Consider the following 12,853-nt stretch of genomic DNA (forward strand, 5'->3'; position numbering starts at 1 on the left):
CGCATCATTTCTTTCATCTGATCGATTTCAGCCGAAGTGAAAGGCTCGTTGCTCAAATGGACTGCGTCGGCTCATGCCCCCGAGCCGAACGCCGCAGCAGCGGCTGCCATCTCGACTCTCTGCCGGAGATCCTCGTACGGTGGCTGCGTTAACTGCTGCTTTTGGACCCATAGCCGACCTCAACGCGCAGTGTTCGAATAGCGCATCCGATATGGACCGCTTCAGCGCTTGAGTTGCTGTGCCGGCGGGTCATTGACCAGCGCTTTTGACCCGTTACGGACGTTGGGGTGGGAGATCCTCACCGCATTGGGCCGCGGCCCGGTCAGAAGGATGCGCATCCGGCGATGCTATTCGAGCATCGCGCTCGCCGGCTTTACCCGGACGCGCCGAAACGGCTAGCATCGCCCGTTTCATTTACTGGATCGGCAGATCGAAAACGCGAGCAGATGCCGCTGCACCCATAGAGAAGATGTTCTCGAGTTCGAGCCGCATGGTATCGCGGCATTCGCACGCCACCGCAGCGAGCCGCGATGAGTCGATCTCGATTTCACCTCGTCGCTCAGATCTGATCGCTCCGGAAGCGCGCAGATTGCGCATCAGGAGCGTCACCGTCGTTCGTCGCACACCCAACATCTGCGAAAGCGCGTCCTGGGTGAGAGGCAGGACGTCGTGGTTGATGCGGTCGTGAAGTTGAAGCAGCCAGCGTGCCATGCGGGCTTGGACCGGATGCAGTGCATTGCAAGCCCCGCCCAATTGAAACTGTATCAGCATCGCCTTGAAGTGAAGCTGGACTACGTGCCGGATCGCAGGACTCCGGCTGAAAGCGGCATGGAAACGCGCTGCCGGGATCCGCGAGGCCGTCCCCTCGGCACGAACGATAGCCGTAACGGCCGCAGGTGACGGCCCCAGCACGGAAAGAGTGCCCACTGCCCCCTCGCGCCCTATTGCGGCGCTGGCGACCGTCTGCCCATTCGCCATATCGACCATCACCGAAACGGCGCCACTATGAGGGAAGAGAACGTGCTCGGTGTGGTCCCCCATCCGCGAGACGACCTCTTCCCGATCGAGAGTAACCGTCTGCAGGTCGGGTGACAGAAGATCGAGGTCCGCGGTCGGCAGTGCTGCCAGAAGCCGGTTACCAACTCCGCTTACAAGCATCGCTGCAGCCCGATGCGAACCATCCGCCCCATCGCATTTCGAGCGGCATATGGCGACAACCTCAAACTTTGTTTGAATTCGCATATGCTTTTCGCCTCGAAATCCAATTCAGATGCGAAAGCTCTTAACCGCAAAAATGAAACTCCAAGCACATGCGACGCGGAAGCGAATTCTGCTGTTGCAGGATCATTCAATTAGATCCGAACGCCACGCGCATACAATTGCAAAATGGGTATGGGTAACATCATAAGGGGTTCCAATTTCGGGGCGTGGCAAACGCGACAATGGTGATGCGTAAATCGGTACGATTACGCCGCAAGCTGGTTCCCAGCCTCAAGCCCTCGCCGAAATACCAGGCCACTGGACGAAAGAACCCTCCAAATAAATGCGCCATCTCGCTGCGCGCCTCTGCAATGCGAAATCGATCCTCGCCGACTGAGCCAGTAGAGTCATCCTGGTTGTTTCGTTCTACTCTTGCCGTCACTTCTGAAAATCAGGCTCGGTTCGCTTGACGACCGGCTCTACGAGTTCGCCAGTTGGACGGCGACAACTGTGTTGATCTGCTCAGACGACAACTGGAGCTCCGAGCAACGATCTGCTTCTTTTCGATCGGCGGAATGGTTGCTGGCACCTGGCGGGCCCCAAACAAGAAGCCGTACCAGTGCGCTGCGGCCAAGTGATAAGCGTCTTGTCTGCTATTCGCCCATCAGCGAAGTGGCGGCTCGTGTGATGGGGGTCCGGCATTTGGGGAATAGCGGATCAGATTTGCTCATCCTGGCTTCTTCGTAATATGACCCCACAGCCGACAATCGCCTTGCCAGCCAGCAGCCAACTGTTAGACCATTGTGCAAGTATTTTGCTAATTGCCGTTTTGCAATAATCCGTGCGGGCGGGCTTCTTTGTTCGAAGGGAGGACGTCATGAAATCAGGCAACATCGTTTTAGCTTTGCTATCATTGGCAATTGTCCTTGGATGCCCAATTGTTGCCTCTTCCGAGGATACTCCTCAGGACAACAAGGGATTTACGGCGAGCAAGACAACCGTTGTTGACCTGGGTCCTGAAATTGAGGGAATGACGGGGCGACAACTACGACTGCGATTGCTCACTATTGAACCGGGAGGTCATATCGGATTGCACAGTCACAAGGACAGGCCCGCCGTAGTTTACTTCCTCGAGGGGCGCGATACGGTCACCCTTGCGGACGGCACGTCGAGGACCTTTGGTCCGGGAGATACGTCTTCTGCTACAAAAGACACTACTCATTGGCATCATAACGACGGTAAGGAGCCCGTCACTTTGATAGCAGTCGACATCTTCAAACCCGCCAACTGACTTCAGAACGGATTTGATTGAGGTGGCGGTTTGCTGCGATGCATTCGTCGGGTCTTGGCCCATCGGCGACCTTCAACGATGTCTGCTGTTTGTGCCACTGTTGAGGGACGAGCGGACATCTGGAGCGCCCAAACTAAGCGTATGATTTGCCCGAGCGGAAATTAGAAGGCGGGCGCGTCTGCCCAATGCGTAAGCACGGGTGCCGTTTTATTTGAGTTGCTCCTGCCTCCGCCGGAGGCAACCATCGCTGGGCTGTCCAATCTCCGCGAGAGCCCACATGACCAAACTCACCCGTTTCTCCGTCGCGCCGCTGCACAGCATGACACGGCGCCTCGCCGACGTCGCCTCGGCCCGCGTCGCGCCTGATCTCGTCATATCGGGCGCGCGGGCGCTCTCGACTTATTCGGAGCGCATCCATCCGGGACGGGAGGTCTGGATCACAGGCGGCCGCATCGCCGCGGTGAAGCCGGCCGGTGCAGCGAAGAAGGTGTGGAGTGGCATGCCGCTCTATGACGCGGCCGGCGGCATCATCGCGCCCGGCCTCGTCGATCCCCACATCCACATCGAATCCTCGATGGTGACGGCTTGCGCCTATGCGGAGGCCGCGCTGCTCAACGGCACCACCACGATCTTCTGCGACAGCCACGAGATCGGCAACGTCATGGACGTCGCCGGTGTCGAGGCGATGCTCGAGGATGCGCGCGCGGCGCCGCTCTCCATCTTTTTGACAGTGCCGAGCACGGTGCCGGCAACGTCGGCGGAGTTGGAGACCGCGGGCGGCGATCTCACGCCGGAGAAGATCGCCGGCCTGTTCGACCGCTGGCCCGAAGCGGTCGCGCTCGGCGAGAAGATGGACTTTGTCCCGGTGACGATGGGCGACGAGCGCAGCCACGCCATCCTGGCGGCAGCGTTGAAGCGGGGCCGGCCGGTGTCCGGTCACGTCTATGGCCGCGAATTCGTCGCGGCGTATGCGGCGAGCGGCGTCACCGACACGCACGAGGCGATCGACCGCGACATCGCCGACGATCTGCTCGATGCCGGTGTCTGGGTTTTCCTGCGCGGGGGACCGCCGACGACGCCCTGGCATTCGCTGCCGCAGGCGATCCGGACCATCACCGAGCTCGGAGCCTCGCACAAGCGCACGGCGGTCTGCACCGACGACCGCGACGCCGACGACCTGCTGCTGTTCGGCCTCGATTGGGTGGTGCGCGAGGCCGTGAAGGCGGGGATGTCGCCGGAGCAGGCCTGGTCGATGGGCTCGCTGCATGGTGCCACGCGCTTCGCCATGGACGGCGATATCGGCGGGCTCGGTGGCGGCCGCCGCGCCGATCTCGTGCTGATGGATGATCAGCTCAAGCCGCAATGCACCTGGTATGGCGGCGAGCTCGTGGTCGAGCATGGCAAGATCACCTCTCGGCTCGATCAGGCGCTGTCGGAGCGCTATCAGTATCCGAAGACTGCTTATGCCACCGTGAAACTGCCCGAGAAGGTCAAGCTGACCCCGGAACTGCCGGCAAAGGCTTGCACCGCCAATGCGATCAAGACTGCGCTGCCCGGCATCACGCTGATCCACGAGAAGGTCGCGATCGAGCCCGCCAAGGACTGGCCCTCGCTGTTCGCGCGCTACGGCCTGTGTTTCGTTACCGTGGTCGAGCGTCACGGCAAGTCCGCCGGCAACGTCGCGTACGGCCTGTTGAAGGATTTTGGCCTCAAGCGCGGCGCGGTCGCCTCCAGCGTTGGGCACGACAGCCACAACATCATCGTCGCTGGAACCAACGAGGGCGATATGCAGGTCGCGATATCAGCGATCAGGGAGCGCCAGGGTGGCGTCTGTGTGGTGGCCGACGGCAAGGTGAGGGCACTGGTCCCGCTGCCGATTGCGGGCCTGCTCTCGGATAAGCGCGTCACGGAAGTGGCCGAAGAGGTCAAGGCGCTCAAGAAGGAATGGGCCGAGGCCGGCTGCACCATCCCTTACATGGGCTTCAATTTGATTCCGCTATCGGTCATTCCGGAAATTCGTATCACCGACAAGGGCCTCGTGCTGGTGCCGCAGATGGAGCTGGCGCCGCTGTTCGAGTGAGGCGCTTTCACGCATTTCTTCATCTAACCAGTTGAGACCGCCGCGATTTTTCCGCGGCTGCCGCATCGTGGAAAATAAAATCGATCTCGTTGAGATCGCATCTTGCGCGCCCGATCATCTCGCTCGCTGACGCAACCAAGCGAGGTCCGATATGGCGAACATGCGAGCCGTCGATGCAGCCGTGCGTATTCTGGAGAAGGAAGGCATCTCCACTGCCTTCGGGGTTCCCGGCGCTGCAATCAATCCGCTTTACTCGGCGCTGAAGAAGCGCGGCTCGATCCGCCACATCCTGGCGCGCCATGTCGAGGGCGCTTCGCACATGGCGGAAGGGTATACGCGGGCCAAGGCCGGAAATATCGGCGTCTGCATCGGCACTTCGGGGCCGGCCGGCACCGACATGATCACCGGGCTCTATTCGGCCATCGCCGATTCCATTCCGATCCTCTGCATCACCGGACAGGCGCCTCGGGCACGGCTCTACAAGGAAGACTTCCAGGCGGTCGACATCGAGTCGATCGCAAAGCCGGTGACCAAATGGGCAGTGACGGTGCGCGAGCCCGCGCTGGTGCCGCGCGTGTTCAGCCAGGCCTTCCATGTCATGCGCTCCGGCCGCCCGGGTCCGGTGCTGATCGACATGCCGCTCGATGTGCAGCTCGCCGAGATCGAGTTCGACGACGAAACCTATGAGCCGCTGCCGGTCTACAAGCCGGCTGCGACGCGCAAGCAGGTCGAGAAGGCGCTGGAGATGCTCAATGCTGCCGAGCGTCCGCTGATCGTCGCGGGCGGCGGCATCATCAACGCCGATGCCTCGGATCTGCTGGTGGAATTCGCCGAGATCGCCAACGTGCCTGTGGTGCCGACGCTGATGGGGTGGGGGGCGATCCCCGACGATCACGTGCTGATGGCCGGCATGGTCGGGCTTCAGACCAGCCACCGCTACGGCAACGCCACGCTGCTGGAATCCGATTTCGTGCTCGGCATCGGCAACCGCTGGGCCAATCGCCACACCGGCTCGGTCGAGACCTACACCAAGGGTCGTAAATTCGTTCACGTGGATATCGAGCCGACGCAGATCGGGCGCGTGTTCAATCCCGACCTCGGCATCGTCTCGGACGCGAAGGCTGCGCTCGAATTGTTCGTCACCGTCGCCAGGGAGTGGCGCCGGTCAGGCAGGCTCCGCGAGCGCCAGGCGTGGCCCGCGTCCTGCCGCGATCGCAAGAAGACGATGCTGCGCAAGAGCCATTTCGACAATGTCCCGATCAAGCCGCAGCGCGTCTATGAAGAGATGAACAAGGCCTTCGGCCGCGACACCACTTATGTCACCGTGATCGGCTTGTCGCAGATCGCCGGCGCGCAATTCCTCGGCGTTTACAAGCCGCGCAACTGGATCAATGCCGGGCAGGCCGGGCCGCTCGGCTGGACGCTGCCGGCAGCGCTCGGGGTGCGTGCGGCGTGTCCGGAGCGTGAGATCGTCGCACTGTCGGGCGATTACGACTTCCAGTTCCTGATCGAGGAGCTTGCGGTCGGCGCGCAGTTCAATCTGCCCTACATCCACGTCGTCGTGAACAATTCCTATCTCGGCCTGATCCGCCAGGCGCAGCGCGGCTTCGACATGGACTATCACGTCCAGCTCTCTTTCGAGAACATCAACGCGCCCGAGATCGGCGTCTATGGCGTCGACCATGTTGCGGTCGCAGAAGGCCTCGGCTGCAAGGCGATCCGCGTCACCGACCCGAAGGACACGCAGGCTGCGTTCGCGACGGCGCGTGAGCTGATGGCAAAGCATCGCGTGCCCGTCGTGGTCGAATTCATTCTCGAACGCGTCACCAACATCGCCATGGGCACGGAGATCGACAACATCGTCGAGTTCGAGGAAGTGCTCGATCTGCCGCTCGACGAGGTCGGAAGCGCTCGACCTGGCGTGTTGCAGCCGGCAGAATAAGGGAAAGCATCATGCCGAAATTCGCCGCCAATCTCACCATGCTCTTCAACGAGATGCCGTTTCTCGACCGCTTCACTGCTGCGAAGGCGGCGGGCTTTTCCGGGGTCGAGTATCTCTTTCCCTATGATTTCGACAAGGCGCAGCTGCGTGAGCAGCTCGAGGCGCACGGCCTCACGCAGGTGCTGCACAATTTGCCTGCCGGCAACTGGGCGGCGGGCGAGCGCGGCATCGCGATCCTGCCCGGACGCACCGCCGAATTCCGCGACGGCGTGTTCCGCGCCATCGACTACGCCAAGGCGCTCGATTGCGAGCAGCTCAATTGCCTCGTCGGCATCGCGCCTGCCGATGCCGACCGTCGCCAGCTCAATGAGACGCTGGTTGGAAACTTGCGCTTTGCGGCCTCGACGCTGGCGCGGGAGAACATCAAGCTGCTGGTCGAGCCGATCAACACGCTCGACATTCCCGGCTTCTACCTCAACGGCACCGAGCAGGCGGTGCAGCTGATCTCCGAAGTGCGGTCGAACAATCTGTTCATCCAGTACGACATCTATCATATGCAGATCATGGAGGGCGATCTCGCCCGCACCATGCAGGAATATCTGCCCCAGATCGCCCACATCCAGCTTGCCGACAATCCCGGCCGCCACGAGCCCGGCACCGGCGAGATCAACTATCCCTTCCTGTTCCGCCACCTCGACGCGATCGGCTATCGCGGCTGGATCGGCTGCGAATACAAGCCGCGCACCACGACGCTGGAAGGACTCTCGTGGCACGCGGCGCAGACGTTCGAGACGTGAGAGCGTAGCCACAGCGACGGTGCACTCCCTCTCCCGCTTGCGGGAGAGGGCCGGGGTGAGGGTTCTCCCCGCGATGGGGTTCGTGCATCGAGAATCCCCAAGCGGATAGAACCCTCACCCGGCGCTCCGCGCCGACCTCTCCCGCAAGCGGGAGAGGTGCACCGACCGCAGAGATGATATTTCGCTAATTCAACTGAGAGAGATGGATATGACCAACATCGGCTTCATCGGACTTGGCACCATGGGACGGCCGATGGCCGGCCATCTCCTAGCGGCGGGCCATCGCGTTTTCCTGCATGATGCCGCGCCGGTCGCGCCCGATCTGATCGCGGCCGGTGGCGTCGCGTGCAAATCCAGCAAGCAGGTCGCCGAAGAGGCGGACGCGGTCATCATCATGGTGCCGGACACGCCGCATGTGGAAGCCGTGTTGTTCGGCAAGGACGGTGTGGCGAGCGGCATCTCCAAGGGCAAGATCGTTGTCGACATGAGCTCGATCTCGCCGCTGGCAACGAAGGAGTTCGCCAAGAAGATCGAGGCGCTCGGTGCGGATTATTTGGACGCGCCAGTGTCAGGTGGCGAGGTCGGCGCCAAGGCGGCGAGCCTCACCATCATGGTCGGCGGGCCCGAGCGGGCCTTTGGCACCATGAAGCCGATCTTCGACAAGATGGGCAAGAACGTCACGCATGTCGGTGCCAATGGCGACGGGCAGACGACGAAGGTCGCCAACCAGATCATCGTCGCGCTGACGATCGAGGCGGTGAGCGAAGCGCTTCTGTTCGCATCCAAGGCTGGTGCGAACCCCGCGCTGGTGCGCAAGGCGCTGATGGGCGGCTTCGCCTCGTCGCGGATTCTCGAAGTTCATGGCGAGCGCATGGTGAAGCGCAATTTCGATCCAGGATTTCGCATCGAGCTGCACCAGAAGGATCTCAACCTTGCGCTCGAAGGCGCGCGGACGCTCGGCATTTCGCTGCCGAGCACGGCAGTGGCACAGCAATTGTTCTCGTCCTGCACCGCCCATGGCGGCAAGGCCTGGGATCATTCGGCGATGGTGCGCGCGTTGGAACTGATGGCAGGGCACGAGATCGCTGCGGTCTGATCTGTTACCGGGTAACGGTCTCCAGATTCGTGGTGCATCTTTGTCGCAAGGGAACCGGAACAATGCTCCGCTCCCGTGGGTTGAAGGTGCATAACAATCACTGGAGGCGTAAGAACATGAAAACCCGTCTTGCGATTACGTTGGCTGCTGCGTCGCTGCTGGCGTCGAGCGCAGCCTTTGCTCAATCGACCACCGCCCAAGGCGCTGCGGAAGGCGCGCGTGCGGGCGGCGACATCGGCGGCCCAGTCGGCGCGATGGTAGGCGGCACCGTCGGCGCGGCCGTTGGCGCCGGTTTGGAAATTCCGAATGCGATTCTGGGCGGAATCCCGCGCGATGATTCAGTGGTGATCCGCGAGCGCGTCGTGGTTGGCGAGCCGCTGCCGCCGACCGTGGTGCTGCGTCCTGTGCCGAATTACACCCAGTATCGCTACGCGGTCGTGAACGATCGCCGCGTGATCGTCGAGCCGCGCACGCGCCGTGTCGTCAAGATCATCGACTGATCTGCGCAAGCTGCGCGATGATAAAATGGGCCCTGCGGAGCGTCACTCCGCGGGGCCTTCGCTCGTCAGGATCGAATTTGCGCGAAGCCGGGCGGTGGCCCAATCGGCGGCGGCCGCGAGCGCAAAGCCGAGGCAAGCCGTGAGCGCGTCGACCAGAAAATCCTCCAGCCGTGCATGGCGCCCGGGTGCCCAAAATTGCATCAGTTCGAGGACGCCGATCAGTACGACCGCGGCCGCTGCGGTCAGTAGGCGTCGCTGCCGATAGGCAAGGCCGAAGGCCAGTCCCACCAGGATGAAGGCGAGCGCATGTTCGCCGTCCTGGCCGAAGTCGGAATGCGGCCGCAGGCCGGGGGGACCAAGGGTTGCGAATGTGACGGCGGCCGCGAGCAGCCAGGCAAATGAACGAACCAAAAGGGACATCCGGCTCGCTTAGCACAGATTTGCACCGGGCCGTATAGTCCCGCTATCAGATCGACGTGTAGTTAATGACGAAATATTAAAGTGGCTCGCGCACGCCGAGGCCGTGCATGAAGCGTTCCCGTATCTGCACGGGGTCGCGCCGGGTGGTGCCGACGCCCGGCTTGTCGTCGATCCTGACCGCGATCAGGCTCGGCTCGGCAGCCGCCATCGCATTCTCGACCAGGCGCTCGAAATCCTCCTCGTCCGCGGCCCAGGCGCTGTTGGCGAGGCCGGAGCCGACGGCGATGGCGACGATGTCGGCGACATCAGCGGCCGGTGTCGGCTGCGCGCCGGTAATTTGGTAGATGCCATTGTCCATCACGATCATCGTGAGGTTCTTCGGCTTCAGGGCTGCAATCGTCGAGAGTGCGCCGAGCTGCATCAGCAGCGAGCCGTCGCCTTCCAGCGCGAAGACGCGGCGGTCGGGCTGCGCCAGCGCGACCCCGAGCCCGATCGGGAAGGCGAGGCCCATGCTGCCCAGCATGTAGAAATTCTGCGGGCGGTGGCCGGCGGCCCAGAGATCGAAATTGGTGTTGCCGATGCCGCCGACCACCGCTTCCTCGTTCCCAAGCTTGGCGATCAGGCGCGAGGTGACGTCGAAACGGTTCATCACCTTGGTGTTGCGCGCATTCAGATTTGAGCTCATTTCGCCGGCCTCACTTGTCGAACACCTTGCCCTCGGTGAGCAGCGGGCTCAGGATCAGCGCCACCGGCGCCTGCGTGGTGACGGCCTGCTTGATCGAGCGGTCCGTGATGAATTCGAGCTCGTCGAGCCGGGTGATGGTGTGATGCTCCAGCGCCAGCGAGTCCAGGACCGGGCGCATGGTGCGGCAGACCAGCGACTGGCCGTAATTGAACTCGCCGAGCGTGCCGCGCTCCGACACGAACATGATCAACGGAATTTGGTAGGGCACTGCGAGCGAGGCCAGCACGTTGGCGAGCGTCGCAAAACCCGAGGTCTGCATCAGCACCGCGCCGCGGCGGCCGCCCATCCAGGCGCCCGAGACGATGCCGACCGCTTCCTCCTCGCGGGCGGTGGCAAAGGTGGTGAAGAAGGGATCGGCGTGCAGGTTCCGGATCAGCGGTGTCAGCACCCGATCGGGCACGTAAGGGACGAGGCTGATCTCGTTCCGCTTCAGGGTTTGCAGGACGATGTCATGCCAGCTTCTTTCGCCGGCCCCGTGCGTCGCCTGCGGCGAGGTCTGCTGCTCCGCAATCGCCATTGCGTTCTCCCTTGAGCCGCGTTGTATGCTTATTGGTCTTCGGCCGTCGCGGCGCTCCGCTGAACTTGACGCAGCGGGCTGGATTGTCAACATGTCCAGGCCAGCACCGTGATCTGCGCCAGACGGCCTGCCGTGGCCGGCACCGCCATGTCATAAGTGCGGCAACGAAAAAGTGGGAGGAAGCACGGAGGGGGCGCGCGCCGCGCTGGCCTTGCTGATCCCGGAGAGCCGGAAGGGTCCTGATGTCGGTCAACAGCAAGCGTGTCGTCTACTCCAATTATTTGGCCAATCCGATCTATATCGACATCCTCAAGGCGCGGTCCGACGTCCGGCTCGATCGCATCGAGAACGGCAGCCCCGAAGAGGTCTATGCGCCGCTCCTCGGCGCTACCCATGTCTACCAGGTCGGCGCCGCCCGCGACGAGCTCGCCCCGCATTTCCATGTCGATGCCGCTTTCCTGAAGCGCGCGCCGAATTTGCTGCTCGTCTCCAGCAACGGCGCCGGCTTCGACCCGGTCGACGTCGAGGCCTGCACGGCCGCCGGCGTCGTGGTCGTCAATCAGTCCGGCGGCAACGCCCATTCGGTCGCCGAGCATGCGCTGGCGATGATGTTGACGCTGTCCAAGCGCATCATCCAGTCGGACCGCAGGCTGCGCCGCGAGCGCGACGTCAACCGCAACGAGCTCGTCGGCAACGAGGTCGAGCACAAGACCGTCGGCATCATCGGGCTCGGCAATGTCGGCCGCCGCATCGCCGCGCTGTGCAAGGGCCTGCTCGGCATGAAAGTGCTGGCCTATGATCCCTATCTGTCGGCCGAGGTGATGGCCGAGCGGGGCGGGGAGAAGGTCGAGCTCGACGAACTCCTGCGCCGCGCCGATTTCGTCTCGATCTCCTGTCCGCTCAACAAGGGCAGCCGCAACATGATCAGCGTGCGTGAATTCGCGCTGATGCAGCCGCATGCCTATTTCATCACCACGGCGCGCGGCTTCATCCACGACGAGGACGCGCTGCTCCAGGCGTTGCGCGACAAGCGCATCGCCGGCGCCGGCCTCGACGTCTGGTCCAAGGAACCGCCGCCGCCGGAGCATCCGCTGCTCCAGCTCGACAACGTGCTGGCGAGCCCCCATACCGCCGGCGTGACGATCGAGGCGCGCCAGAACATGGGCCGCATCGCCGCCGAGCAGGTGCTGGATGTGCTGGACGGCAAGCGCCCGCCGCGCATCATCAATCCCGAGGTCTGGCCGCACTATGCGGATCGCTTCAAGCAGGCGTTCGGCGTGACGCCGGGATAGGGACAGCTACCCTCTCTTCCTCGTCATTCCGGGCTCGGCCCTGCGAGCCGCCCCGGAATGACGGAGTGAAGAAAACAGCGTCCCGACCTTGATCCGCGTCAAAATCTCCTTTCCCTGTCTGGCCTAAATGGGATTAGAGTGCCGCCGGGGCTGACCGGGGGCACCAGGAGGTCCCATGTCAACTTATGTCGTCAGGTTCATGAAGGACGTGCTCGGTCAGTACGGCCGGCAGATCGAGGTCTGCCAGGGGACGCTCGAGATCGACGCCGCCGACGAGGACGAGGCCAAGGAGCGGGCCAAGGCGAAGTTCTGCAAGGATCAAGCCTTGCATCATTGGTCCCTGCATGCCGACCGCATCCAGGTCAGACCGGCCGATTTTCCGTCGTGAAAGCCTACCGGCCGGGCGCCGTGATGGGCGGAGGTGCTGTCGTGCCCGCGCCGAGCGACCGCTGCACCATCACGGTATCGGACCAGCGGCCGTGGCGATAGGCGACGCCGCAGAGCAGGCCGGCGCGCGCGAAGCCGAACTTCTCGTGCAGCGCCAGCGAGGGCGCGTTGTCGGCATCGATATAGCCGATCATCTGGCGGAATCCGGCCGCCGCACAGGCATCGATCAGTTCCTGGAGCAGCAGCCGTCCGATCCCGCGGGCGAGATGCCTGTGGTGGACGTAGATGGAATGCTTGGCGGTGTAGCGATAGGCCGGCCGTTTGCGGAACAGCACGGCATAGGCATAGCCGACCACTTCGCCGCGAGAGGTCGCGACCAGATGCGGCAGGCGGGTCTGCTTCAGGTTCTTGCGTCGGTCGCGCAGATCGTCCGGCTCGGGCGCGCCGGTTCCCTCGACATCGCGCGGCACGCCATTGCGGACGTGATCGCGGTAGATCGCCAGCATCGCCTCGACATCGCTTTCGCGTGAGGCGCGGATCCGGACCTGTTCGTCACCTGTGTGCGCGATCGCTGTTTCGTTCATCG

13 protein-coding genes are annotated in these 12,853 nt (G+C 63.0%); 8 read left to right on the forward strand and 5 right to left on the reverse strand.

Annotated elements, in window-relative coordinates; all coding sequences use genetic code 11:
• Positions 1 to 414: 414 nt before the first annotated feature.
• Positions 415 to 1,158: a Crp/Fnr family transcriptional regulator gene (locus LRP30_RS13960; protein ID WP_249761752.1), complete on the reverse strand. Its 744-nt coding sequence runs from the start codon at positions 1,156 to 1,158 to the stop codon at positions 415 to 417.
• 919 nt (positions 1,159 to 2,077) lie between these two features.
• Here LRP30_RS13960 and LRP30_RS13965 point away from each other — a divergent pair.
• From LRP30_RS13965 to LRP30_RS13990, 6 genes are all read left to right on the forward strand, one after another.
• Positions 2,078 to 2,491, forward strand: a complete 414-nt coding sequence (locus tag LRP30_RS13965) for a cupin domain-containing protein (protein ID WP_249760696.1) — start codon at positions 2,078 to 2,080, stop codon at positions 2,489 to 2,491.
• Positions 2,492 to 2,768: 277 nt separating this feature from the next.
• Positions 2,769 to 4,571 carry an adenine deaminase C-terminal domain-containing protein gene (locus LRP30_RS13970; RefSeq protein ID WP_249760697.1) on the forward strand — a complete coding sequence of 601 codons (1,803 nt, stop codon included), beginning with the start codon at positions 2,769 to 2,771 and terminating at the stop codon, positions 4,569 to 4,571.
• 151 nt (positions 4,572 to 4,722) lie between these two features.
• A complete protein-coding gene (gene gcl, locus LRP30_RS13975; protein ID WP_249760698.1) occupies positions 4,723 to 6,513 on the forward strand; it encodes a glyoxylate carboligase in 1,791 nt (596 codons plus the stop codon).
• 11 nt (positions 6,514 to 6,524) lie between these two features.
• On the forward strand, positions 6,525 to 7,310 hold the full coding sequence (gene hyi / locus LRP30_RS13980) for a hydroxypyruvate isomerase (RefSeq protein ID WP_249760699.1): 786 nt from the start codon (positions 6,525 to 6,527) through the stop codon (positions 7,308 to 7,310).
• A 208-nt stretch (positions 7,311 to 7,518) separates the two neighbouring features.
• On the forward strand, positions 7,519 to 8,406 hold the full coding sequence (locus LRP30_RS13985; RefSeq protein WP_249760700.1) for a 2-hydroxy-3-oxopropionate reductase: 888 nt from the start codon (positions 7,519 to 7,521) through the stop codon (positions 8,404 to 8,406).
• 116 nt (positions 8,407 to 8,522) lie between these two features.
• Entirely contained in the window at positions 8,523 to 8,906 is a 384-nt protein-coding gene (locus tag LRP30_RS13990; protein WP_249760701.1) for a DUF1236 domain-containing protein, read from the forward strand.
• A 42-nt stretch (positions 8,907 to 8,948) separates the two neighbouring features.
• Here the strand turns inward: LRP30_RS13990 and LRP30_RS13995 are convergent, their stop codons facing one another.
• From LRP30_RS13995 to LRP30_RS14005, 3 genes are all read right to left on the reverse strand, one after another.
• Positions 8,949 to 9,326: a VanZ family protein gene (locus tag LRP30_RS13995; protein ID WP_128934888.1), complete on the reverse strand. Its 378-nt coding sequence runs from the start codon at positions 9,324 to 9,326 to the stop codon at positions 8,949 to 8,951.
• Positions 9,327 to 9,402: 76 nt separating this feature from the next.
• Positions 9,403 to 10,011: a thiamine pyrophosphate-dependent enzyme gene (locus LRP30_RS14000; RefSeq protein ID WP_249760702.1), complete on the reverse strand. Its 609-nt coding sequence runs from the start codon at positions 10,009 to 10,011 to the stop codon at positions 9,403 to 9,405.
• A 10-nt stretch (positions 10,012 to 10,021) separates the two neighbouring features.
• Complete coding sequence (locus LRP30_RS14005; protein ID WP_249760703.1) at positions 10,022 to 10,588, reverse strand: thiamine pyrophosphate-binding protein; 567 nt, start codon at positions 10,586 to 10,588, stop codon at positions 10,022 to 10,024.
• A 242-nt stretch (positions 10,589 to 10,830) separates the two neighbouring features.
• Here LRP30_RS14005 and LRP30_RS14010 point away from each other — a divergent pair, with 242 nt between their 5' ends.
• Together LRP30_RS14010 and LRP30_RS14015 are read left to right on the forward strand one after the other, a co-directional pair.
• Entirely contained in the window at positions 10,831 to 11,880 is a 1,050-nt protein-coding gene (locus LRP30_RS14010; RefSeq protein ID WP_249760704.1) for a hydroxyacid dehydrogenase, read from the forward strand.
• A 175-nt stretch (positions 11,881 to 12,055) separates the two neighbouring features.
• Complete coding sequence (locus tag LRP30_RS14015; protein ID WP_164934549.1) at positions 12,056 to 12,268, forward strand: hypothetical protein; 213 nt, start codon at positions 12,056 to 12,058, stop codon at positions 12,266 to 12,268.
• Between the two features lie 4 nt (positions 12,269 to 12,272).
• On the opposite strand, the gene LRP30_RS14020 is transcribed toward LRP30_RS14015, so the two are convergent.
• A complete protein-coding gene (locus LRP30_RS14020; protein ID WP_164934550.1) occupies positions 12,273 to 12,851 on the reverse strand; it encodes a GNAT family N-acetyltransferase in 579 nt (192 codons plus the stop codon).
• Positions 12,852 to 12,853 lie beyond the last annotated feature (2 nt).

Origin of the sequence: Bradyrhizobium sp. C-145 (genome assembly GCF_023375135.1) — a bacterium.
GTDB lineage: Bacteria > Pseudomonadota > Alphaproteobacteria > Rhizobiales > Xanthobacteraceae > Bradyrhizobium > Bradyrhizobium zhanjiangense.